Origin of the sequence: Halanaerobium saccharolyticum subsp. saccharolyticum DSM 6643 (assembly GCF_000350165.1) — a bacterium.
In the GTDB taxonomy this organism is placed as follows: Bacteria; Bacillota; Halanaerobiia; order Halanaerobiales; family Halanaerobiaceae; genus Halanaerobium; species Halanaerobium saccharolyticum.
The window spans coordinates 406,686-429,946 of sequence record NZ_CAUI01000023.1 but is presented as its reverse complement, the minus strand read 5'-3'; the positions used below and the strand labels follow the sequence as shown (position 1 = coordinate 429,946).

The following is a 23,261-nucleotide window of genomic DNA, read 5'->3' as shown; positions in this document are numbered from 1 at the left end:
ATTAGATGAGTACTGGCAGAAAAGTTTTATTATATTCGATTTTGATTATTATTTCTTTAACTACAATTTTTCCTTTTTTATGGATGCTTTCTTCTTCTTTTAAAACGATGGGAGAAATATTTGCTTTAACTCCAAGCTTTATTCCCGAGAAATTATTCCAAGCAGGTATGTGGGATAACTATCAAACAATTTTAAATGAATATAATTTTATCAGATTTATTATAAACTCCTTTTTTGTTGCAGGAATGGCCGCTTTAGGTCAGCTTTTCACCTGCAGTCTGGGGGGATTTGCTTTTGCGCGAATGGAATTTAAGGGTAAAGAAGTTATTTTTGCTTTAATGTTAGCAACTATGATGATGCCGATTCAGGTAACAATTATTCCCGAGTACTTTATCATGCTTAAATTAGGCTGGTATAATACTTATTTACCATTAATAGTACCTTCAATTTTAATTGGATCTTTTGGTACTTTCTTATTTCGCAGTACTTTTGAAAATATGCCTTCTTCAATGGAAGAAGCTGCTTTTATTGATGGAGTAACTGACTGGCAGATGTATTATCGGGTTTTTCTTCCTAATGCTAAGCCTTCTCTAGCTTCACTATTTATTATTGCTTTTATGAATAACTGGAATGCTCTTTTAAGACCGGTAATCTATATTGATAAACCTGAGCTCTATACAGTAACAATGGGGTTGGCAATGTTTAAAGGAAATTATGGTACTCAATGGCATCTTTTATTAGCCGGATCAGTACTTTCTATTTTACCAATTCTTTTAGTCTATATGTCAATGCAGAAGTATTTTGTAAGAGGAATGCTTACTTCAGGAACAAAGGGGTGATCTAATGATAAAATTTGGTACAGGCGGCTGGCGGGCAATTATTGCTGAAGATTTTACCTTCTATAATGTTAAACTGGTGGGGAAGGCTATGGCCTGCTATCTTAAAGAAAATGATTATAAAAAAAAGGTAGTGGTAGGACATGATTTTCGTTTTTTATCCGGCCGTTTTTCACGTGCGCTCTCAGAAAGTCTGGTCGAAGAAGGAATTGAAGTTATGTTTATGGAAGAAGCTGCTCCAACGCCAATGGTTATGCTGGCCGTTGAGGAAAATAATTTAAATTTAGGTGCTTCAATTACAGCATCTCATAACTCTGCTGAATATAATGGGATTAAAATATTTGTAGAAGAGGGTAGAGATGCACCAGAGAAAGTTACTGATCGACTGGAAGAGTTAGCTGCAGAAATTGGAGATTATGATTATCAGCGGGGTAGTTTTTTTGAATTAATTAAAGCAGGTAAAATAACATATTATAATAATAAAAATCAGTATATAGATTCACTGCTGGAGTTAATTGATGAAGAGATAATTCAATCTAAAAATTTTAAAATTCTTTTTAATCCGATGTATGGAGTAGCCAAAGATATTATGATGATGTGTCTGGCTTCCTTGCGCTGCTATGTAGATACTATGAATGCCTATCGCGATACAATGTTTGGCCTAGATATTCCTTCACCTAATCGGGAACAGCTTGGTGATATGGAAGTTAGAATAGAAAAAGGTAAATATGATTTTGGTCTGGCTACTGATGGTGATTCTGATCGGATGGCTCTGATAGATGAGGCTGGTAAATTTGTAGATTATAATGATGTTTTAAAGTTATTATATTATTATCTTAAAGAATATAGAAATGAGAGTGGAGGTATTGTCAGAAATATTGCCACTACCCATATTCTAGATGAGATGGCAGATTATTATGGAGAAGAAGCTTATGAAGTTCCTGTTGGCTTCAAAAATATCTCCCAAAAAATGCAGCAGCATGATCTGCTGTTGGGGGGAGAAAGCAGTGGAGGTCTAAAAATTAGAGGTCATGTCAATGGAAAAGACGGTATTTTAGCATCTTTATTGGCAGTAGAAATGATGGCCAGAACCGGTAAAAAAATTGGTGAAATATTAGCTGAAATTGAGCAAAAGTTTGGCTCTTTATATTTTTCCTATTCTAATTTTGACTATCAGCCATCACAGAGAAAAAGACTGGAAACAATGCTTTTTGAAGATAAATACCAGCCTAATTTAAGTAATTTAATTGAAAATGATTTAATTTCAGAAAAGAAGCTGCTTAAAACCAGTTATCTAGATGGAGTCAAATATTATTATGATGATCAGTGCTGGATTTCAATTCGTTTTTCCGGAACTGAGCCGCTGCTTAGAATCTATATGGAGATGGAAAATGAGGTTGAGGTACAGGAAATTCTTAAGCTTTTAAAAAATGATTTAGGAATATAATTTTTGGAGGAATTATGATGTCTAATCTTAAAAAACAAAAGTTAGAGTATGGACTTATTTTAGCTGCAGGTAGGGGTACCCGCTTAGGCGAGATAACAGATGAGATTCCAAAAGCTTTAGTTGAAATTAAAGCTGGGATGAAAGTAATTGATTATATTTTAAAAGGTTATGCTGCAGCAGGCTTAAAAAAAGTAATTATAATTATTGCCTACAAAGGCAAAAAGATAAAAGAGTATCTTGGGGAAAGTGCTTATGGACTGGAACTGATTTATTTAGAGCAGAATCTTGATTCTTATGGCACAGCAGCTGCAGTCGAGGAAGCTAGATCTATACTTAAAGATAAATTTTTCTTAATGTCTTATGGCGATATTATTACTAAACCCCAAAATTATCTAAAGATGATCAAATCATTAACTAACTTAAAATTACCGCAGTCAATTATGCTTTTAAACTGGCTGGATCAGATAAAAAAAGGTGGATTAGTAGAATTTGAGCAGGCAGCAGCAGCCGACTTAAAAACGACAGCAGCAGATTTTTACCAGGTCCAAACAATTACTGAAAAGCCAGAAATTGAAGGTGGGGGCTGGAATAGTGCCGGGATCTATCTTTTTTCTCCAGAAATTTTTAAGTGGATCGATCAGGTAAAGCCATCTAAAAGAGGCGAGTATGAACTGCCGACTGCCGTTAATCTAATGTTAAAATCAGAAACTAAACTCTTTGCAGTTAAAAGTGAAGACTACTGTCAGGATGTTGGAACTCCCGAAGATTTAGAATATTTAAGAAGGAAAATTTAAAAAATTGCTTGACAATTCAAAAAATAAAATATACAATATATTTAAACTTATAATGACAACATAATAAGAGGTGGTTAACTTGAATAAGGTAAGCACTGATAATAGATTACCATTATATTATCAGTTATATGATATAATTACAGAAAAAATTCATAGTGGTATATACAATGAAAATGATAAATTACCATCTGAAAGAGAACTTTGTGAAGAATATGATATCAGTCGAGCAACAGTAAGAAGAGCCATGGTTGAACTAGAAAAAAATAATTATATATATAAAAAACAGGGTAAAGGTGTTTTTATTTCTTCTGAAGCTTTTGAGCAAGACCTTTTAAGTTTTTATAGTTTTACTGAAGAAATGAAAAAAAATGGGAAAGAGCCTTCTTCAAATGTGCTTAAATTTGAAATTAAAAAAGCCGATGCTAAAATTTCAGAAATACTAAATATAGATATTCATACAAAGATCTATAAATTTACTAGATTGAGACTTGCAGATGATCTGCCAATGATGCTAGAAACCACTTATCTACCTGTAGATAGATTTCGAGGCTTAAACAAAGAATTGCTAAGTAATAAAGCAATGTATGATATTTTTTCAGATAAATATAATGTAAACTTTGAAAAAGCTGAAGAAACTTTTCAAGCAACTTCTATAACAGCTGAAGAAGAAAAACATCTTGAAGTTAAAGAAAATTCCCCAGCTATTCTATTGAAAAGATTAACTTATGAGAAGGAAAAAGTCATTGAATACACTGTAAGTGTAGCTAGAGGAGATAAATTTAAATTTCATGTTGTTCTTGAGTAAAAATTGAATTTTTACTCAACTTGTAATGACAACATAATATAATTAAGAGGTGGTATTATGAAAAGGATATTAGGCATGACCAAGGAAAAATGGAAAGAAAAAAATGGAATATATACCGCTGAAGAAATTGTTCAGCAGCCTGAGATGTGGAGACAGACTTATAAGAAAGTTAAAGAAATCAAAAAAGATCTTATTAATTTTTATAAAAAACTAATGAATATGGAACGGTTAAATATAATATTTGCAGGTGCAGGTACCTCAGGTTTTATTGGTGATTCTTTAACACCATATTTAAAAAAGAAGTTTCCACAATTTGAAACTGCATCAGTTCATACTACAGAACTTGTAACTCATCCTGAAGTATATTTTAATAAAAAAATTCCAACATTGTTAATTTCATTTGCACGTTCAGGCAATAGCCCAGAAAGTGTGGCAGCAATTGAATTGGCAGAAGAAATGGTTAATGATCTTTATCAGCTAGTAATCACATGTAACAAAGAAGGCAAGCTTGCACAGAAAGTTTCTGATTCATATAATCAATTGGTTTTACTACCAAAAAAAACTAATGACCGTGGTTTTGCAATGACCAGTAGCTACACTTCTATGCTTTTAACTGCATTATTGTTTTTTAATATTGAAGAGCTGGACAAGTTAAACTCTACAGTTGAGCTAAAAGCTAAAGCAGCAGAGGAAATTATAGATAGCTTTTGTGACAATAAAAAATTATTAGAAGCTGACTTTAAAAAGATTATTTATTTAGGGGATTATAGTTTCTTTGGTGTAGCAAAAGAAGCTAGTCTAAAACTTCTCGAATTAACATCAGGTCAAATCATTACTCGATATGATACTCCTTTAGGGTTTAGACATGGTCCAAAGTCAATAATAGATAAAGATTCACTAATCTTATTTTTTCTGTCTGATAATGAATATAATCTTAAATATGAATATGATTTGTTAAATGAATTAAATAAAAGTAAATTGGGTTATAAAACTGCAGTAATTACTATAAAGAACAGGAAAAAAATAAAAGAAAAGTGTGACTTTTATCTATCTTCATACTCTAAAATGGATGATGAAGATGAAGTATTTAATACATTGGAATATATAATTTATGCTCAAATTATTTCACTTTATAAATCAATACACTCCGGAATTAATCCAGATAATCCAAGTCCAGATGGAAGTGTAAATAGAGTTGTTCAAGGAGTGAAAATATATCCCTATAAAAAATGATATATATTTAGGGGTGTTTCCTTATTAAAGATTATAGAATTTATTATATCAAATTAATTGTAAGGAGTGGATATTTTTGTATTATTTAGGTATAGATGGGGGAGGTTCTAAGACAAGATATTTATTAATTGATGAAAAAGGAAGTGTGTTAGCAGAATCTAGAACGGAGAGTATACATATTTTACAGGTTGGTATAGACTCTTTTAAAAACAATCTTGATGAAGGGTTGAATAAAGTTTGTAAAAAAGCAAATATTATTTCAAATGAAATAGATTTTACATTTATAGGTGTTCCAGGTTATGGAGATGAAGTTAGAAATGGAAAAATTAATTTAGTAGAAAAACATATAAAAAATATTTTAAAAAGCTCAAATTTCTTATGTGGTAATGATGTTGAAGTAGGTTGGGCTGGTTCTTTGGCATGTAAGCCTGGTATAAATTTAGTGGCAGGTACTGGAGCAATAGGTTTTGGTAAAGATAGTAACGGTAATAAAGCAAGATCTAGCGGTTGGGGATATTATTATGGAGATGAAGGATCTGCTTTTTGGTTAAGTAAAAAAATGATTTCTTATTTTACAAAAGAATCTGATAATAGAATTAAAAAAACAAAATTATATGAAATAATAAGAAATTACTTTGGAGTTAAAAATGATTTTGAAATTTTAGATATTTTATATGATGAATATGAAATGGATAGAAAAAAAATTGCATCTCTAGCGAAGATTTTATATGAAGCGGCATTATTAGAAGATAAGGTTGCTTTAAAGTTGTATAAAGAAGCTGCATATGAACATTTTTTAACTATAAAAGCTATTATAAACAAACTTAATTTTGTAGATGATTCAGTTAAAATATCATATTCTGGAGGAGTTTTTAAGGCTGGAGAGTTTGTTCTAGAACCATTTGAAAAATATTTAAATGAATTATCTTATGATGTGAAATTGGTAGAGCCGATTTTAAAACCAGTAACTGGAGCAGCTTTATATGCTAAATTATCATATGAAAATAAAATGAACTATAGTAAAAATGTTTTAAGTAAACTTAAAGAGTATGAAAATATTAATTAAAAAATAAAATATGGAGGTGATTATTATACTATGAAATAATTAGAATTATTTTCTTAACTAATTTTTAAATTAAAAAAGTATTATAACATTCCAAAATTAAATGTAATAATGACGGGCTGGCTTTTATCGACTTATCTTTTTTTCTAGATATTTTTAATCAGAATTTTAAAAATAAATCGAAATATGTAAATGTTTCTATTCTTGTTAGATATCAAATTATTGAATGGTTTATTTTAATATAATAAAATCATTTAATTGTTACTTTTTAACCAACTTATAAGGGGGAAAATTATGTTAAAGATTAATAATAAATTACTGATAATAACTTTTGTTTTTTTGTTAACATTTACCTTCACATTAACTAATACAGGAGTTGCTCAAGAATATGACGGAGTAGAAATTGATGCTTTAGTAACTCCATGGAGTGATATACCACAAGAAATGCTTGATGAATTTAATAAAGAGACAGGTATTACAGTGAATGTCCAGACTATGGCTTGGGATGATATACATGATAAAATAGTAACTTCTAGTGTTGCTGGTATGGCTCCTGCTGATGTTACAGAATTCGATTGGTCTTGGGTAGGACAATTTGGTGCAGCTGGTTGGTATGAACCATTAGATAAATATTTTTCTGAAGAATTTTTTGAAGATATTTCTACTTCCTCGATTTTTAAATACAATGGTAAAACATTAGGAATACCATATTTTAATGATTTTCGTGTAACATATATTAATACAAATCATTTTAAGGAAGCAGGAATTGAAAATTACATGAATTCTTCAGAAGAGTTAATTGAACAAGCTATAAAAATCAAAGAAGAGACTGACATTGAATATCCATTAGCAATTCCTCTTTCTGCTACTGAGGGATCTGCAACACCTTGGTATTTAATGACTAAGGCTTTAGGTGGAGAACTTTTTGATAAAAACTGGAATCCATTATTTGGAGACGAAAATTCTGCTGGTTATCAAGCCATGAAATTATTAATAAATTCTCTCCAGAAACATAAAATTGTTGATCCTGCTTCAACGCAATATAAAGATGTTGATATAATAGAAGCATTTAAGTCTGGGGAGACCTCTATTGATTTAGCAGGTTGGGCTGGAAATATGGCAGTATATTCAGATGAATCAGAATCAAGTGTAGCAGAAGATGTAAAAATGATACCTGTACCAGGCAAGAAAAATGATTCAACTACATTTGGATTAGTGGAAGGTTATGGAATACCTAAAGCATCTGATAATAAGGAAGCAGCTGCCAAATTCATTCAATTCTTAAATAGACCAGACAATGCTAAAAGATTATATAAAGAATTAGGTCTATTTCCAAATTCAAAAAAAGTTATCAATGAGTTAAATAATGAAGGCGAATTACCTGCAGGAGAAACTATATTAAATGTGATGAAAACAATTGAACCTTTATTCCCTCAGGGAACACCACCATGGTACCCAGAATTTAGTACAATTGTAGCTACCACCATTAATCAAATGGCTAAAGATTCTATTTCATTAGAAGAAGGTATGAATAAATTAGTTGAAGAAAGTCATAAATTAACTGATTAGTAAGTAATAAATAATATTATAATGGGGATTGCAGTTTTTGTAATCCCCATTATTTTTGAGGTGAAAAAATGAAAAATAAAAATATTTTTTCTTATATATTAATATCTCCATTATTAATAATAATGATAGCATTAGTATTCTATCCTGCAGTTTTAACTATAGTAGATAGTTTATACTCTATAGATTTAGTAAAACCTCAACAAAATGAATTTGTAGGGTTAAGTAATTTTAAAGAATTATTAACTAGCTCAACAATATTACAAGTGATTGGTAATAGTATGAAATATTTTTTATTAGCTGTTACTTTAGAGTTAGTTGGTGGTATAATTATTTCTTTAATATTGAGACGTAATTTTATGGGGAGAGGAATAATACTTGCATTAATAATATTACCTTGGGCACTCCCACCAGTTGTAAATGCAGTGATTTGGAAATGGATTTATCATCCTAATTTTGGATTATTAAATAATTTATTAGCAAATTTTAGTTTAATTGATGGATATCAAGTATGGTTAGCTAAACCAAACTTGTCATTGATCTTCATAGCTTTAGTTCATGTATGGAAAATATTACCTCTTTTTGTTATTATTATATTAGCTCAATTACAAACCATCTCTAAGGAGTTATATGAGGCAGCTAAAATAGATGGAGCTAGTAGTTTTCAGGAATTCACAAAAATTACTTTACCTCTACTTAAACCAGCAATTGTTATTGCTATGACTCAAGGAACTTTTTTTGTAATGAACCTATTCGATGAAGTTTTTGTTTTAAATGGTTTGGCATTGGATACAAGAACAATATTAATGCAAAACTATTTAATAGCATTCAGACAATTAAAATTAAGTAAAGGTATGGCGTTATCATTAATTGTAGCAATTATTATATTAACATTAACCATAAGCTATATAGTTTTTATTGGAAAAGAGGAGGATTAAAAAATGAAAAGAAAGTATATAATAATATTTTTACTCTTTTTAATATTAACATGGTCATTATTCCCTATCTTATGGGGGTTAAGGACAAGTTTGTTAGATGAAGATTTATTGAGATCAAAAGACTTAAATTTAATACCAGGAAGAATTAATCTTGAAAATTATAGCTTGCTGTTAGGATTCAATGATAATGATCAAAGTATGAGTAGGAATTTTAAAAATGCATTGATTAATTCATTTGTTGCTTGTGGTGGAGCTACTATAATAGTTATTTTAGTATCATCAATTGCTGGGTATGTTTTTTCAAAAATAAACTTTTTTGGAAATAATATAATATTTGGTTTAGTAATCGCAACAATGACTTTGCCAGCTTATGCAGTAATGATACCATTGTATAAAATTATTATAAATATAGGATTATTGGATACATATACAGGAATTATATTGATTTACTCTTCTGCCTTTATCCCGTTAGGTTTATGGTTAATGAGAAGTCATTTTAATACTATACCAGATGAATTAGAAGAAGCTGCGATGATTGCAGGAGCATCAAGATTTAAATCTTTTCTAACAATTCTACCATTAGTTACTCCTGGTATTATATCTGTAGCTATTTTAACTTTTTTAAATACGTGGAGCCAATTTGTTATACCCTTAGTATTTGCTCCAAACCAGGCAAAACCTTTAACAGTATTAATAACTGAATATGTTGGTAAACATAGCATTAATTATGGATTGATGTCTTCTGCTGGGATGTTAACTATTATACCTCCTTTAATTGTTGTTATATTTTTAAATAGGTATTTAATAAGTGGATTAACGGCTGGAGCTGTAAAGGGATAAATAATATTATTAATATATAAAATAATAGCAAGAAAATAATTTATCTCAAAATCTAAATAAATATTCTTAACAATAAGATTCTTGTCTTTGTTTAGTAAATTTTTCATTAATAAAAACTATATATTGCTGAAAATATATTCTTAGACTATAGAGTTGCTAGTTTTAGTTTTGAAGTAGATTCTTAAAATTTACTATTTTAACTTTGATTCTGAATTATTTTTTAATTATATTCTTTTTTTATAAATTTTTCTTTCAATTATTCAAATTCACAACACTTTTTATTTAAAGCTATTGAATAATAATTTTTTCTTGGTTTCAATTTAACATAAAATTAGATAAAAAAGCTAATCTGACTGTGGTAGATGAAAAAATGAATATTTATGCAACAGTAATTGATGGAAATATTGTATATAGAAAATAATTTTAAAGGAAGTGATTTAATGTTTATTATTTCAAATAAAAACCTTTTATTAGATGCTCAAAAAAGAGGATATGCTGTTCCAGCGTTTAACATACACAACCTCGAAACTACAAAAGTTGTAGTTGAAGCTGCAGAAGAATTGAACTCTCCAATAATTATTGCAGCAACACCAGGAACAATTAGATTTGCAGGAGCGCGTTATTTAGTAAATATCATGAAAAGTGCAGCAGCAGAGTCAACAGTGCCAATTGCTTTTCATTTAGATCATCATGAAAATATTGAGGATATAAAAGAATCAATAAAGTTAGGCTGTAAATCAGTTATGATTGATGCTTCAGCTTTAGATTATGAGGAAAATATTGCTAAGGTTAAAGAAGTAGTTGAATTCGCCAGATTATATGATGTAAGTGTAGAAGCTGAACTAGGCAAGTTAGTAGGTCAGGAAGATGATATAAAAGTTAGTGATGCAGATTCTCAATTAACAGATCCCAATTTAGCAGCTGACTTTGTTAATAGAACAGGAATTGATTCTTTGGCTGTTGCAATTGGAACAGCCCATGGTTTGTATAAAAAAGACCCTAAAATCGATTATAAACGCTTAAAAGCTATAGAAAATAATGTGGATGTTCCTTTAGTTCTGCATGGAGCTTCCGGTGTTCCAGATAAGGATGTTAAAAAATCAATAGCAATGGGAATTACAAAGGTTAATATTGCTACAGAATTAAAAATTGCTTTTTCAGATGCAGTAAAGAGCTATTTTAATGAAAATCCTGATGCTAATGACCCGCGGAAATATTTAAAACCTGGTAAAGCAAGCATGAAAGAATTAGTAAAGAAAAAAATAAAATTATGTGGTAGTGAAAATAAAGGGTTATTAAAATGATAGCAACAGTTACATTAAATACTTCAGTTGATAGAAGATATAATGTTTCAGAAATTAAAAAAAATACAGTTCAGCGAACTAATGATTATCAGGCGACTGCAGGTGGAAAAGGGATTAATGTCAGCAGAGTTATAAAGTTATTAGATCAAGAACTGCTTGCAATGGGTTTTATAGGTGGTTTTTCTGGAAATTTTATTTTTAATGAATTAGAAAAATCAAATATAAAGAGTGATTTTACCAGAATTAAAGCTGCAACAAGAACCTGTCTTAACATTATTGATGAGAATAATGACTCAATTGAAATTTTGGAAAATGGTCCTAAAATTACAGAAGCTGAAAAAAGAAGATTTTTAGATAATTTTGAATCTAAAATAAAGGAATTTGAAGTTATAACAATTTCAGGTAGTTTACCAGCTGGTCTTGAAAATGATTTTTATCAAAAGATAATACAAATAGCAAAGATGAAAAATAAAGCAGTGATTTTAGATACCAGTGGCAAAGCATTAATTGCTGGGCTAAAGGCTGGCCCGGATATTATTAAACCAAATAAAAATGAAATTGAAGCTCTAATAGGCTCTTCTATTGATAATGAAAAAGACTTTCTGAAAGCAGGAAAGAAAATACAATCAATGGGAGCAAAAGATATTGCTTTAACTCTCGGAGAAAATGGGATGTATTATTTAACTGAGGATATTTTATATAAGGTTGAAATACCCAAAGTAGATACTGCAAACGTAACTGGCTCTGGAGATAGTGTCACAGCAGGATTAGCAGTGGCAATTACAGAAAAGATGAATATTGAAAAAATGCTTAAATTTGCAAATGCTTGTGGAGTGGCTAATGCGGTTGATAAAAAAACTGGTTATATTAATCAAAAAAAGGTAGAAAAATATTTCAAGAAAATTAAAGTAAGTAAAATTTAATAAGTTAAAATATTAATAGCCGGTTTATCAGTTAAAGCATTTGCTTAATTTAGTCAATATCTTACTTCTGATAGTCGGCTTAATTATTTTTATAAACAGGAGAGTTAAAAATGAAAAATGAAAGAACAAATTTTAATGTAATGGCTTTTCCAAATGGACCAATCTGTAATTTAGATTGTGATTATTGTTATTACCTTAAAAAAACCGAATTGTATTCGGAAACTAAAAACTTTCAAATGACAGAAGAGATTTTAGAAGAATACATAGAACAATATATAAAGTCAAAGCCAGGGCCGCTAGTTAATTTTGGCTGGTAGGGAGGAGAACCAACTCTAAGAGGCTTAGATTTTTTTAAAAAAGCATTAAAGCTGCAAAAAAAATATGCACCTGCAGGGTGGCAAATCCAAAATTCTATTCAGACTAACGCGGTTTTAATTAATGATCAGTGGGCTCAGTTTCTAAAAAAAAATGATTTTTTAGTAGGTGTAAGCCTTGATGGTCCGAAAGAACTGCATAATAAATACAGAAAAGACAAAATTGGTGAGGGTACTCATCAGAAAGTAATAGCTGGAATTAATAAATTGAAAGAATATCAGGTGGACTATAATATCCTGACTGTAGTAAACAATGTTAATGCAAAAACACCGGAAGCAGTCTATCAGTTTTTTAAAGAAATTAAAGCTGATTTTATTCAGTTTATTCCTATTGTAGAGCAGGATCAAGAGGGTAATATAATATCTCGATCTGTGGAACCAAAAGAATACGGTAAGTTTTTAATTAGAGTTTTTAATCAATGGCTTAAAGATTTGGGAGATATTTTTATTCAAATATTTGAAGAATCATTGTCTGCTTGGGTAGGTTATGGAGCAAATCTTTGTGTTTTCAGTAGAGAATGTGGTAATGCAGCGGTAATAGAGCATAATGGAGACCTATATTCCTGTGATCATTTTGTGGAGCCAGAATACAAACTTGGTAATATTAAAGAAAAAGATATTTTAGCAATGATGAACTCTAAACAGCAGCAAGACTTCGGTAGAACCAAAAAAGAAAAATTAAATCAAAAGTGCCTAAAATGTAATTACTTGTTTTTCTGTAATGGAGGCTGCCCGAAAAATAGAATAGTTGATACAGGCGATGGTTATAAGCTCAATTATCTCTGTGAGGGATACAAGTTGTTTTTTGATTATATAGATCCTTATATGCAGAAATTATCTCAGCTGCTCAAACAGCAGAAATCACCAAAAATCATGAAAGAAGAAATACTGAAACTATATCAAGAAATATGGGATGTAGGCAGAAATGATCCTTGCCCCTGTGGTAGCGGAAAAAAATATAAGAAGTGCTGCATTTATTAATTAGATTTAAAAATGTTCTTTAACTACTTTGTTCTGACAGAGAAGTTGATGGCATACCAAATCGCATCCCTAATAGCATATTAGATTCCATTAGGGATGGGATGGACAATTCTCTAGAACTAGCTCCAGTACTAGCTCTAAAAAAACATTCGATTAACTAAAAATATGCACTCTATTTTAATAATTTAGATATTTAAACTTAACTGCCTCGGCCTCTGTCAAATAATGAGGACTTTCTTAGTGTTTAAAATTCTTGTCATTCTTATTCATTTCGTTAATTATTATTAGAGTATCGACCGATTTTTTCAGTTCTTTAAGCATTGGTTCAAACCTAACTAAAAGATAAATTGACAAAACCATTGGGAAACCATAAGTACTGATAAGATTGAATATTTCTTTCATTAAACTCTGCCCCCTTTCTCAGACTGATACTCTTAATTCTAATTATACCATAAATTGTAAATTAAATTGGAGAAAAAAAGTAATTATTTTTTAGTAAGAAATAATTATTTGCGAATTACTAGCAAAATGAGCTATAATATGAATATATGGAGAATACGAAGAGAGGCAGGTGAATCAGATGTCTGAAGCTAAAATTTTAGAAATACTTTTGAGTCGTTTTGACAAGTTTGACAGCCGATTAGATAGTAAATTCAGCCAAATTGATAAACATTTTGCTCAGGTTGATAAGCGCTTTGCCCAGATGGATAAACGCTTTGCACAGGTTGATAAGCGTTTTGCCCAGATGGATACTCGCTTTGAAAAGATAGATACTCGTTTTGATGGAATTGAAAGTAAATTAGTTGAACATGATCATCAATTCGAAAAAATAGATCAACGGCTTGATAAGCTGGTAAATATTTTAGAAGAACAAAATATTGAACTATATAATATTAAATCAACACTTCAAAATCGCAACAATCAATTTGATGAAATGGAATATACTATTAAAAAGATTCATAATCAAACTGTTCGCCTTAGCCTTGCCCAGAGTGAACTGGATATGAAAATCGATAAGCTTAAGAAATCAAACGCTAAAAAAAGCGAGAAAAATATCAATAGCATTTAATTATAATTAAATATTGCTGATTAAAGTCTAAATTATAATACTTAGAGCAGTTCCCATTTTTTTAAGGGGCTGCTCTTTTTTTAATTTTATTAAATCTATGGAAATTTAAGCCAAAAAGAAGGAAATAAATAACTCTTATAGAATTATATATTAATATATCTATAAAAAACTAAAATTTAAATATTTTATACTAAAAAGAGGGATCAATAAAATGAAAAAAGATGCTCATTATTATGCTTTACTAACTCTGGCACTTGCTGTTGGTTTTAAAAAAGATATTGCTCATCAGATTGCATATTCTTCGCAATATGTAGATGATGCTAAAATTAATAAAATAACATTTTCAGATTCAAATTCGGAGGCTGTCCTTACAGAGCTTGATAACAAAAAATACATAATTAATGCTGCAACCTGTCATAATTATTTTAAATTAGATACATTTAATTTAGAAGCAATGCTCAATAACACTGCTGCCTTTCATTTTGTACCAGGCTGTGAAGGTGAAAGCTTTGTTAAAAGAATGCGCTGTAAAAAAGAATCACCGATAATTATGGATATAATAGATCAGGGAAAAACATCTGATGATCCAATTAAGCTCGGAATAGCTCTTCATGCTTATGCAGACACTTTTTCTCATCAGGGCTTTTCTGGTATTGTGAGCAAAACTAATGATGTAATTAATGAACAGGCCAAAAATAAATTGTTTTTAGGGTTAGATGAAATTTCAACTATTAAAAAGAATATCCAAAACTTTTTGATGAATATCGCCTACATCTTTTCGGAATCTAAAAAAGACAGGGTAGTACCAGCTTATGGTCACGGTCAAGTCTATGATTATTCTGATCTGCCTTATTTAGAGTGGGAATATCATTATGATCAGTCAAATGATTTTTCTAAAAATTTTAAAGAAAGCCGAATAGATAACAGACAGCGGTTTAAAGAAGCATTTTCTAAGATGAAAGTTATTCTAGAAGATTTTTTAGCTAATAATCCTCAATATTTTTCAAATAAGAGAAGTAATGTAATAATTGATCGTTTATTTGAACAGCTTCCTGTTAGGAAAAGACTTAAAAAAAGAATAGAAGGGTTTAAAAAGCTGATGCTTGACTATAATTTATTAACTAAAGCTGACTCCGATATATTGAATTATGATGAGAATCTTTGGTTAAAAGAAGCCTTTGCTGATTATGAAGATCAAAGATTTTCAAATAGAATAGTTAAAGATGTATATTTAGCCAATAATTTTTTAAACTCTAACTGGTATCATTATTATAGGTCTGTTCAGTGGTACAAAAGAGAGTTTTTTAGTTCGTCTGATTTTCATGGTCTTAAAATACCAAATAATTACTTATAAATTAATTAAATAGCAGATTATTTTTAAAAATTGAATTAGAAAAATAGCATTTTAAACTAAAAAAGCTCTTACCACTTCTGTAAAAGAAGTAAGTAAGAGCTTCAATTTACTCTTCGCCATAATAATAATAATTTTCATAAGTATTATATGAACTATTATTAACTGGATATTTATTTAAAACCGTTCCTAGAATATTTGCATTTACCTGTTCTAATCTTTCTTTTCCTTTAATAAATACTTCTTTTTTAGTTTTATTTGTTTCTGCCACCAGTATTACTCCATCGACTTTATTAGAAAGTAAGACTGCATCAGTAACTGGAAGCAGTGGCGGAGCATCAATAATAGTAATTTCTGCTTTTTTACGACACTCTTTTAAAAGCTTTTCCATTTTATTGGAATTAAGCATTTCCGAAGGATTAGGTGGAATAGGACCAGAAGGAAGTAGTAATGTACCAGTTTCCTCATGTTTTACCATTAATTCCTCTAGATTATTTTTTTCTCCAGAAAGATAGGAACTTAAACCCTGGAAATTGGGGATGCCAAAAATTTTATGCAGTCTTGGTTTTCTCATATCAGTGTCTATTAAAAAAACATTTTCTCCAGTCATTGAAAAAGTTAAAACTAAATTACTGGAAATTGTAGATTTACCAATTCCTGCTTCAGAACCTGTAACCATCATAACCTCTAGTTTTTTATCAGGACTCATAAACTGTAAATTTGTTCTGATTGTTCTAAAAGCTTCTGTTGCCGGTGATTTCTGGTGGTGGAGAGTAACTAGATTGTCGGCATTTGCAGATTCTTGTTTTTTATTATTTATTGCCATTCTGATCTCCCTCCCCATAATTTTTATGATGATCTATTTGATTTAAATCAGGGATAATCCCTAATACTGGTAAGTCTGAAATTTTTTCTAAATCATTTTCATTTTTAATTGTATTATCAAAAAATTCTAGTAAGAAAATAATAAAGACAGCTAACATAAGAGAAAGAACTACTGATATTGCCAAATTAAGTTGCAAATTTGGTTTAATTGGATTTTCTGGGAGATAAGGAGCATCGATAACAAAGATATCAGAGTTCTGCATTGCCTGTTGAATATTAATTTCTTCCTTTCGATTTCTTAAAAGTAAATAAATTTCTTCTGCCACATTTTTTTCTCGCTGCAGCCTTAAAAAGTCTAATTCTGCCTGAGGAAATTTATTTAGTTCAACCTCTAATTCTGATAGTCTTGCTCCATAAACCTTGATTCTAGCATTGGCAGTAACCTGCTGTACTTCAAGTTGGATTATTTGGCTGTTTAAATTCTGATAAAGTGGATTATTTACTTCAGTTCTGCCGCTAACTATTTCGGCAGTTTTATTGTTTAAAGTTTTTTCTAAATTATCAATTCTAGCTTGAACAGCTTTAACTTCAGGATGTTTAGCTGTGTATTTTGTCTTTAAACTCTCTAATTCTGTATAAAGAGAGGTTAAATTTGACTGAATAGAAGTTATTTCTGGATTACGTCTGATAGATTCTGAACTAATAATTTTTTGGTCCATAGCATCTAATTTCTGATTAATTTCATTTAAAGATATTTCTGCTTCCTGCTGCATTAATTCAGCTTCAGCCTTTTTAGATTCTAATTCGGTATAACGTTCTAAAAGAGATTCACCTTGAGTTTCAGGCATTAAAAGCGAATTGTTTTCTCGATATTCTAATAGCCTTTCTTCAAGTTCAGAAAGTCTTTTTTTAGTTGAACTTAGTTGAGTTTCTATAAAATCAGCAGCACCTTTAAGTGAAGCTTGATTTAATTCTTTTATTTCTTTTTGCATATTATTTACCACAGAATTAGCTATTTCAACTGTTTTTTCAGGATCATTATAGTTGACCTGCACGGTAATTAAGTCTGTATTTTGATTAGATTGAATAGAAATGTTTTGTTTTAAAGTTCCGGCCGAAATAAACTCATTTTCTTCATTTACAAGCCCAACCTCAGTTATTACTTTTTCCATTATCTGTCTGCTTGTAAAAATTTGGCTGTATGTATTAATTAATTTATCATTTTGCCCAACAAAAGAAAGTTGTTCACTGAATAGATTTTCAGGACCATTTTCACTTTGCACTATTAACATTGTAGAAGTTTGATAAATACGCTGCATCTGAGAAGTTATAAAATAAGAGGCAAAAATAGCCAAAATCATAAAAGTTATAATTAGCCATTTTTTTTGCCAGATAATCATTATATATTCTCTAAGGTCTATTTCCATTTCCTCAACATTATGTTCAATATAATTTTGATCTGAATTCATATTTTCTCTCCTTACCAACTAATATCTAAAAAGTCTTTGACTTCATTAAAGCCAGAGAATAAAAAGAATACTCTTGACCAGTCAACTGAATTTTTTTCGCCGACCATAACTAAATCTCCCGGCTTAAGTTTAGGATTTGCTGTTAGATCACTATCCTCAAAAAAGTCTTCCATATTAATTTCTCTAATTTCTTTATTTGCGTTAACTAATCTAATGCTTTCTAAATTAGCACGATCAGAGGTGTTACCAGCTCTGGCAATTAAATTAGCAAGCCTCATATTATCATTCCACTCATAACTGCCTGGACGAGCAATTTCTCCTAAAATAGTAACTTCTTCCAGAGCAGAAGGGATATAGATTGAATCTCCATCTTTAACAACGGGGTTAGCTTCCTTTTTTGCTGCCAAAGTATTTTCGACTTCAAATTCTAGGGGCTTATTATCAGAAATTAAGCGAATTTTTTCACCAGCGTTTTCAGTCAAACTTCCCGCCTGAGCTAAAAATTCATTTAAGCGAATTTCTTTTTCATAATTAAGTTCATACTGCCCTGGTGCTTTTACCTCACCCTGAATAGAGGCAGTTAATCTTTCTCTTTCGGGAACAAATAGCTGGTCACCATCCTGCAGCTGATAATTATCTGCTAGATTATTACCTCGAAGCAGTTCTTTTAAATTAATTTCCAATTTTTCTCCCTGTCGCTGAAGAGTGGTGTTTTCTGCTTTAGCATCTTCTTTAATTCCGCCAGCTAAAGAAATAACATCTAAGACTTGATTATCCGACCTTATTTCATAGCTTCCTTCCTGTCTAACTGCTCCCATTACTGTAACTCTTAGTTTTCTATAGGAAATTAAATTAACACTAACTTCAGGTTCGATAATGTATTCGGCCAACTCCTGCTGCAGTTCAGTTCTAATTTCTGTTGTTGTTTTATCCTCAGCTTTTATTGAGCCAACTAGAGGATAAGAAATTTTTCCATCAGGGTCAATAATTGTTTCTCGACTTAAATCCTGATGTCCCCAAACTGAGATACTTATTTTATCTCCAACATTTAATTGATACTGTTGGGCAATAGTTGGAACTGTAATAAAAAGTAATAAAATTGCTGTCATTAATATAATTCTTTTTTTCAAAAATTTACCTCCTCTGTTCTTTGTAACTCTTTGAAATTCTATATAAAAGAAAAAATTCTTTCGAAAAATGGTTTTTCTTCTCGTTTGATCTCAAAATTATTTAGACTTTGATTTTTAAGCACTGCCTCCGCATTTTTTTTGAAAATTTCTGAACTACCTGGTTTTAATTTTTCAGCTTTATTTAAACCCTTTCTTAAAGTAAATGGCCTTTTTTCTGAACCATGAGTATCAGAGGCCATCAAATGACAGAGACCTAAGTTAATCATCTTTTCAGCGGTTTTTTTCGATTTGCTGCCGTGTCTGCCAACTAAAGAAGAACTATTAAGCATTAACTTTAGCTCATATTTTTCAATCCATCGATAAAGAAGCTCAAAATTTGAGTGGATATAGGCATATCTTTCAGGATGAGCAATAATAATCTGATAGCCCATTACTTTTAAATCGTGGATTAAATCAGAAAAATAATCAGGCAAGGAATTGAAATGAGTTTCTAATAAAATGTAGTCAGTATTATTAATTGTCAGCAGCTGATTTTGATGGAATAGCTCTGGTATTTTCCGATCAATTAAAATTTCGGAACCGCTGATAATTTCTAAATTAATATTGGCTGCTTTAGCTTCCTTTCTAAGGAGCCGCAGTTTAGCTGAAATAAATTTCTTATAATCTTTAATTTTATAGAGTGGGTAATGCGAAGTTGCAGTAACTTTTTTTACTCCTTTAGCTTCCATCGTTTTAAGTATTGCTAGTGATTCTTCAAGGTTGGAAGCTCCATCATCTACTCCTGCTAAAATATGAGAATGTAAATCAATCATTTTATCACCATAACTTTCTGAATATCGGTCCTAATTATAGCATAAATATCAATACTTAACAAGATATGGGATTAAATAAAATCAAGGTATTTTACCCAAAAAATTGCATTAATAATTTTAATTGAGTATAATGAAATTGTGTAATTTAGAAATGAATAACAAAATTGTATAAGTCAATTAAAATTTAACTTAATTCTCAATAGATTTTAGTTGTCCAACAGAATATTTTTGAATTGAAAATTTAAAAAAATGGAGGGGATAATGCAAATGAAAAAAATTATATTAATAATGATTATTATTTTTCTGACTGCAGCAGTTTTACCCGCGGGTGCTCAATCATTTTCAGATCTTCCAGCAAATCATTGGGCTTATGATGCTATAAACAAATTAGTCGAAGCTGGAATTATAGAAGGTTACCCGGATGGTGAGTATAAGGGGCAAAGAACAATGAGCAGATATGAAATGGCTGTGATGGTCAGTCGTGCTCTTGATAATGTCTATAATGAGCTGGATACTCTGGATGCCGGTTTAACTATGGGTCAGGCCGAAGATGCAGCTGCTGTTATTAGAGCATTAATGGAAAAGAATCTTCAAGATGAGATTACTGATGGACAGGTTGAAGAAGTGGCAGATATTGTTGATGCCCTAACATATGAAATGGAAGCAGAACTGCGAGTTTTAGGGGTAGAAATCAATAAATCAGCTCAAGCTTTAGAGGAATTAGAAGCCACGATTGCAGAACTGAAAATACCAGAAGATAATATTGAATTTACAGCAGCAGTCAATAGTGTATTTGAGAGTGCTAATTATAAGGGGGAGAATAATTCAGAAATTGCTGCAGCGATGAAACTCTGGGCTGATAGTGATGCCCTAGATTTGGATCTGCCAGTGAATACAGCTGGAGATGTAGTATTACCACAGAATACTGAAACTATTAGCGATTATGCCAAAAGAGTTGATGACTGGAAAGATGCAGACGATCTTCCTTCAGAAAAAAGATTCTGGCAGGAATATGATTTTAAAATTAAAGGTGATTTGGGAGATTCGAGCTTTAATTTAGAATTAGACACAATTACTAATGTTTTTACCGAAGAAGATAGCGCCTTCGCTTATGCTGAGGCGGATCAGAATCAGCTGCAAATGGATTCAGCACTTTTAACAGTAGATTATAACCAAAAATTATTTAAGAGGCTTCGTGCTGGTGATCTGGATGATTATCATCTAACTAGATACTTTGTTGATGAAGAAGATGTAGAAGCAGTTGAAGTAAGAACAGGTTATTTCGATTTAGACTGGACTTTCTTTACAGGTGGTTTTGGCCAGGCTGATAATGATCAATTATTTTTAATCAAAACAAAAAAAGAATTTGATACTGCTGAAATCTATGGAGAAATAAATCAGCTGCGAGGTTCAGACCGGATTACCAACCTTGAACTTGGTTTTAAAGACTATTACCTAACTGACCAGGCTAAGACAGCGGCAGCGGTAGTCTTTAATAAATCTAAAAATAAGGATACTGATGATGTTTTCTTCAACCTTCGAGGCGATTATGCTGTCGGTGACAACTCAGATATTTATGCAGTTGTTGACAGTGCAGGCGAAGAATTTACATCTTATAAAGGTGATCTCGAAGAGGACTATGATTTTGATCTTTTCAAATTAGGATTTGATTATCAGCTCAATCAAGACAGTGAGCTAATGATTGCTTATTCTTTAGTCCAGATTGGGGACCAAATTCAGGCTGATAAAATCTATGGTAATCAGGATAAAAATATTATAGAATTGGCTTTAAATAATAAAAATGGTGCTTTTAAAAATAAGTTGGCTGTAGAATATACAATTAATGATAACTATACAGATAATTATCAAAGCAGATTAATTGAGCTGGCAAGCGAATATGCTCTTAGTGAAAGAACAACAGCTGCTGCAGCCTTAGTCAATAAGAATCAAGATAATGACGGGACTAATGTAATAAATTATAACTATCTTAAAGCTAATCTGGACCTAGAACTAACAGATTCGATAAGCTGGCAGAACGAAGCAAAATATATCTTAGGTGAAGTTGAGGCTCCTGAAACTGAAGGAGAAAGTAATGCCTTTACTACTTCCTTGAGAGTAAACTTTTAATAGTTTAATTAGATTCCCGGCACTTAATAAGGATTTTAGCTGCTGGGAATTTTTTTGATTAAATAATCTTAAATTTAGGAGAATTAATTTATGGATAGAAATAAAATTTCATTATTACTATTAATTCTAATAATCTTTTTAGCTACTTTAACTACAGCAGCCGAAGTCCCTGCAAAGAATGAGCAAGAAGGTTGGTGGCTTCCAAGTACCGGCAGATTTAACGGACATTGGGATCTAGGCATGGGAGCTCATTTTTGGAATGATCATTTTAATTTGAGAAATTTGCAGTTGAGGACTAATGTTGATTTAGGACCAGGACTGCGTTTGAATTCTATTCTGCGTTCAAATAAAAAATTTGAGACTATAGAAGGATTTGATCCAACTTTTGATGAACTTTATCTTGAAGGATATGCTTTTCATCAGAGCAATTTTGGTAAATTAAGCTTAAGTTTAAAAACTGGTCGAATGCGTTATCTTCGTTTTCCAGAGCCAGATTTGATTTCATATTTTGATCATGTACCGGGAACTGAAGATCTCCGTTTTGAGGATGCAGAAACCGGATATAATGGCCAGCTGCTGACCTTTGATTATGAAACGAAAACCGGTCTCGGTTATCATGCCACAGGTATTAACTGGGATTATGGAGATCGTGATGGCAGCAACTGGATAGAAAATTACATATATTATAGGGATAGCTTTAAAGCTTTAGACTTTGAAGCTAGAGCTGGCAAATTAGCACTCCGCCATTCTGCTGGAGAATATACTGGAAGCGGCAGCCATTTAGGTTATAGTGGAGATGGTTTTAATATCTATCTTGGTGGAAACTGGCGTGGTTATAGAGCTGGTTTGCTTTATGAAGAAATTGAAAATGAGCAGTATAATGAAATAGATCGCAGAACCGGATTTATGGTTGAATTTGCTTTTTCTGATATAACAGAGCTGCTCGGAAAACTTCGTTTTGATTATACCCGCAGTCCAGAAGGCTTTGTAGCTCATATTCCTCTTGCTTCTGGTGACTTTGGTTATTTGAGTAAAAAGCCTGAGGGAACAGAACTTGTAGGAGAAATTAAGGCTGAGAGAGTAATGACTTATTGGCAGAACGGTCAGGCTAGAAACTTTTACGAGCATCGAATTGCTAAATGGGGATTTACCAAAGCTGAAGAAGCTGCTGTTGTAATGGAAGTTGATCCCTGGTATTTACAATTAGAAGCCTTAGTTAGTCCCAATGATTTTCCGACTAACTGGGATGAAATTAAAGAATGGGAATCAGGCAGACAGGGGCCAGCCCAGCTTAAACAGCCAGTCACTTATAAATTTTATAAATAAAAATTAATGATCCTGCTGTGGTTAAAATTACAGCAGGATTTTCTATAT

General features: G+C 31.1%; 22 protein-coding genes and 1 pseudogene. 18 read left to right on the top strand and 5 right to left on the bottom strand.

The features are described 5' to 3' along the window. Nucleotides 1-5 precede the first annotated feature (5 nt). From HSACCH_RS12180 to HSACCH_RS14205, 14 genes and pseudogenes are all read left to right on the top strand, one after another. Nucleotides 6-839, top strand: coding sequence for a carbohydrate ABC transporter permease (locus HSACCH_RS12180; RefSeq protein ID WP_005490188.1), 834 nt, complete (start codon nucleotides 6-8; stop codon nucleotides 837-839). A 4-nt stretch (nucleotides 840-843) separates the two neighbouring features. After that, complete coding sequence (locus HSACCH_RS12175) at nucleotides 844-2,283, top strand: phosphohexomutase domain-containing protein (RefSeq protein WP_005490187.1); 1,440 nt, start codon at nucleotides 844-846, stop codon at nucleotides 2,281-2,283. 17 nt (nucleotides 2,284-2,300) lie between these two features. Next, complete coding sequence (locus HSACCH_RS12170; protein WP_005490186.1) at nucleotides 2,301-3,077, top strand: nucleotidyltransferase family protein; 777 nt, start codon at nucleotides 2,301-2,303, stop codon at nucleotides 3,075-3,077. 79 nt (nucleotides 3,078-3,156) lie between these two features. Continuing rightward, nucleotides 3,157-3,882: a GntR family transcriptional regulator gene (locus HSACCH_RS12165; RefSeq protein ID WP_005490185.1), complete on the top strand. Its 726-nt coding sequence runs from the start codon at nucleotides 3,157-3,159 to the stop codon at nucleotides 3,880-3,882. Nucleotides 3,883-3,939: 57 nt separating this feature from the next. Further along, a complete protein-coding gene (locus HSACCH_RS12160; protein WP_005490180.1) occupies nucleotides 3,940-5,115 on the top strand; it encodes an SIS domain-containing protein in 1,176 nt (391 codons plus the stop codon). 76 nt (nucleotides 5,116-5,191) lie between these two features. Then, on the top strand, nucleotides 5,192-6,181 hold the full coding sequence (locus tag HSACCH_RS12155) for a BadF/BadG/BcrA/BcrD ATPase family protein (RefSeq protein ID WP_005490179.1): 990 nt from the start codon (nucleotides 5,192-5,194) through the stop codon (nucleotides 6,179-6,181). Between the two features lie 291 nt (nucleotides 6,182-6,472). After that, nucleotides 6,473-7,747, top strand: coding sequence for an ABC transporter substrate-binding protein (locus tag HSACCH_RS12150; RefSeq protein WP_005490176.1), 1,275 nt, complete (start codon nucleotides 6,473-6,475; stop codon nucleotides 7,745-7,747). A gap of 68 nt (nucleotides 7,748-7,815) precedes the next feature. Beyond that, entirely contained in the window at nucleotides 7,816-8,682 is an 867-nt protein-coding gene (locus HSACCH_RS12145) for a carbohydrate ABC transporter permease (protein ID WP_005490175.1), read from the top strand. 3 nt (nucleotides 8,683-8,685) lie between these two features. After that, on the top strand, nucleotides 8,686-9,522 hold the full coding sequence (locus HSACCH_RS12140; protein WP_005490174.1) for a carbohydrate ABC transporter permease: 837 nt from the start codon (nucleotides 8,686-8,688) through the stop codon (nucleotides 9,520-9,522). A gap of 440 nt (nucleotides 9,523-9,962) precedes the next feature. After that, on the top strand, nucleotides 9,963-10,826 hold the full coding sequence (locus HSACCH_RS12135; RefSeq protein ID WP_040477497.1) for a tagatose-bisphosphate aldolase subunit GatY: 864 nt from the start codon (nucleotides 9,963-9,965) through the stop codon (nucleotides 10,824-10,826). Continuing rightward, a complete protein-coding gene (pfkB, locus tag HSACCH_RS12130; RefSeq protein WP_005490171.1) occupies nucleotides 10,823-11,749 on the top strand; it encodes a 1-phosphofructokinase in 927 nt (308 codons plus the stop codon). Before HSACCH_RS12135 ends, pfkB begins: the two co-directional genes overlap by 4 nt. A 110-nt stretch (nucleotides 11,750-11,859) precedes the next feature. Next, nucleotides 11,860-12,066, top strand: a complete 207-nt coding sequence (locus tag HSACCH_RS14060) for a hypothetical protein (protein WP_005490169.1) — start codon at nucleotides 11,860-11,862, stop codon at nucleotides 12,064-12,066. Between the two features lie 12 nt (nucleotides 12,067-12,078). Continuing rightward, nucleotides 12,079-12,954: pseudogene (locus HSACCH_RS12125) on the top strand (anaerobic sulfatase maturase); the annotation flags it as partial. Continuing rightward, nucleotides 12,949-13,104, top strand: a complete 156-nt coding sequence (locus tag HSACCH_RS14205) for an SEC-C metal-binding domain-containing protein (RefSeq protein WP_327049776.1) — start codon at nucleotides 12,949-12,951, stop codon at nucleotides 13,102-13,104. The pseudogene HSACCH_RS12125 and the gene HSACCH_RS14205, both read left to right, overlap by 6 nt. Before the next feature lie 237 nt (nucleotides 13,105-13,341). On the opposite strand, the gene HSACCH_RS13820 is transcribed toward HSACCH_RS14205, so the two are convergent. After that, nucleotides 13,342-13,506, bottom strand: a complete 165-nt coding sequence (locus HSACCH_RS13820; RefSeq protein WP_005490167.1) for a YvrJ family protein — start codon at nucleotides 13,504-13,506, stop codon at nucleotides 13,342-13,344. A 178-nt stretch (nucleotides 13,507-13,684) separates the two neighbouring features. Here HSACCH_RS13820 and HSACCH_RS12120 point away from each other — a divergent pair, with 178 nt between their 5' ends. Together HSACCH_RS12120 and HSACCH_RS12115 are read left to right on the top strand one after the other, a co-directional pair. Next, nucleotides 13,685-14,173: a hypothetical protein gene (locus tag HSACCH_RS12120; RefSeq protein WP_005490165.1), complete on the top strand. Its 489-nt coding sequence runs from the start codon at nucleotides 13,685-13,687 to the stop codon at nucleotides 14,171-14,173. 211 nt (nucleotides 14,174-14,384) lie between these two features. Continuing rightward, nucleotides 14,385-15,527, top strand: a complete 1,143-nt coding sequence (locus HSACCH_RS12115) for a DUF6765 family protein (RefSeq protein ID WP_005490163.1) — start codon at nucleotides 14,385-14,387, stop codon at nucleotides 15,525-15,527. A 106-nt stretch (nucleotides 15,528-15,633) separates the two neighbouring features. Here HSACCH_RS12115 and HSACCH_RS12110 read toward each other — a convergent pair whose 3' ends face one another. From HSACCH_RS12110 to HSACCH_RS12095, 4 genes are read right to left on the bottom strand one after another with little or no spacing between them, the layout of a single operon-like run. Then, nucleotides 15,634-16,350: a CpsD/CapB family tyrosine-protein kinase gene (locus tag HSACCH_RS12110; protein WP_005490162.1), complete on the bottom strand. Its 717-nt coding sequence runs from the start codon at nucleotides 16,348-16,350 to the stop codon at nucleotides 15,634-15,636. Then, entirely contained in the window at nucleotides 16,337-17,818 is a 1,482-nt protein-coding gene (locus HSACCH_RS12105) for a GumC family protein (RefSeq protein WP_005490160.1), read from the bottom strand. Before HSACCH_RS12105 ends, HSACCH_RS12110 begins: the two co-directional genes overlap by 14 nt. A gap of 11 nt (nucleotides 17,819-17,829) precedes the next feature. Then, nucleotides 17,830-18,948, bottom strand: a complete 1,119-nt coding sequence (locus HSACCH_RS12100) for a polysaccharide biosynthesis/export family protein (protein WP_005490158.1) — start codon at nucleotides 18,946-18,948, stop codon at nucleotides 17,830-17,832. A gap of 38 nt (nucleotides 18,949-18,986) precedes the next feature. Then, complete coding sequence (locus HSACCH_RS12095; RefSeq protein ID WP_005490156.1) at nucleotides 18,987-19,760, bottom strand: tyrosine-protein phosphatase; 774 nt, start codon at nucleotides 19,758-19,760, stop codon at nucleotides 18,987-18,989. Nucleotides 19,761-20,027: 267 nt separating this feature from the next. On the opposite strand from HSACCH_RS12095, the gene HSACCH_RS12090 reads away from it, so the two are divergent. Then, on the top strand, nucleotides 20,028-21,887 hold the full coding sequence (locus HSACCH_RS12090) for an S-layer homology domain-containing protein (RefSeq protein ID WP_040477593.1): 1,860 nt from the start codon (nucleotides 20,028-20,030) through the stop codon (nucleotides 21,885-21,887). A gap of 90 nt (nucleotides 21,888-21,977) precedes the next feature. After that, nucleotides 21,978-23,213, top strand: coding sequence for a hypothetical protein (locus HSACCH_RS12085; protein WP_005490153.1), 1,236 nt, complete (start codon nucleotides 21,978-21,980; stop codon nucleotides 23,211-23,213). Nucleotides 23,214-23,261 lie beyond the last annotated feature (48 nt).

Coding starts and splice junctions, on each gene's coding strand:
- HSACCH_RS12180 (WP_005490188.1), top strand. CDS start 6: ATGAGTACTGGCAGAAAAGTTTTATTATATTCGATTTTGATTATTATT.
- HSACCH_RS12175 (WP_005490187.1), top strand. CDS start 844: ATGATAAAATTTGGTACAGGCGGCTGGCGGGCAATTATTGCTGAAGAT.
- HSACCH_RS12170 (WP_005490186.1), top strand. CDS start 2,301: ATGTCTAATCTTAAAAAACAAAAGTTAGAGTATGGACTTATTTTAGCT.
- HSACCH_RS12160 (WP_005490180.1), top strand. CDS start 3,940: ATGAAAAGGATATTAGGCATGACCAAGGAAAAATGGAAAGAAAAAAAT.
- HSACCH_RS12150 (WP_005490176.1), top strand. CDS start 6,473: ATGTTAAAGATTAATAATAAATTACTGATAATAACTTTTGTTTTTTTG.
- HSACCH_RS12145 (WP_005490175.1), top strand. CDS start 7,816: ATGAAAAATAAAAATATTTTTTCTTATATATTAATATCTCCATTATTA.
- HSACCH_RS12140 (WP_005490174.1), top strand. CDS start 8,686: ATGAAAAGAAAGTATATAATAATATTTTTACTCTTTTTAATATTAACA.
- HSACCH_RS12135 (WP_040477497.1), top strand. CDS start 9,963: ATGTTTATTATTTCAAATAAAAACCTTTTATTAGATGCTCAAAAAAGA.
- pfkB (WP_005490171.1), top strand. CDS start 10,823: ATGATAGCAACAGTTACATTAAATACTTCAGTTGATAGAAGATATAAT.
- HSACCH_RS14060 (WP_005490169.1), top strand. CDS start 11,860: ATGAAAAATGAAAGAACAAATTTTAATGTAATGGCTTTTCCAAATGGA.
- HSACCH_RS14205 (WP_327049776.1), top strand. CDS start 12,949: ATGCAGAAATTATCTCAGCTGCTCAAACAGCAGAAATCACCAAAAATC.
- HSACCH_RS13820 (WP_005490167.1), bottom strand. CDS start 13,506: ATGAAAGAAATATTCAATCTTATCAGTACTTATGGTTTCCCAATGGTT.
- HSACCH_RS12120 (WP_005490165.1), top strand. CDS start 13,685: ATGTCTGAAGCTAAAATTTTAGAAATACTTTTGAGTCGTTTTGACAAG.
- HSACCH_RS12115 (WP_005490163.1), top strand. CDS start 14,385: ATGAAAAAAGATGCTCATTATTATGCTTTACTAACTCTGGCACTTGCT.
- HSACCH_RS12110 (WP_005490162.1), bottom strand. CDS start 16,350: ATGGCAATAAATAATAAAAAACAAGAATCTGCAAATGCCGACAATCTA.
- HSACCH_RS12105 (WP_005490160.1), bottom strand. CDS start 17,818: ATGAATTCAGATCAAAATTATATTGAACATAATGTTGAGGAAATGGAA.
- HSACCH_RS12095 (WP_005490156.1), bottom strand. CDS start 19,760: ATGATTGATTTACATTCTCATATTTTAGCAGGAGTAGATGATGGAGCT.
- HSACCH_RS12090 (WP_040477593.1), top strand. CDS start 20,028: ATGAAAAAAATTATATTAATAATGATTATTATTTTTCTGACTGCAGCA.
- HSACCH_RS12085 (WP_005490153.1), top strand. CDS start 21,978: ATGGATAGAAATAAAATTTCATTATTACTATTAATTCTAATAATCTTT.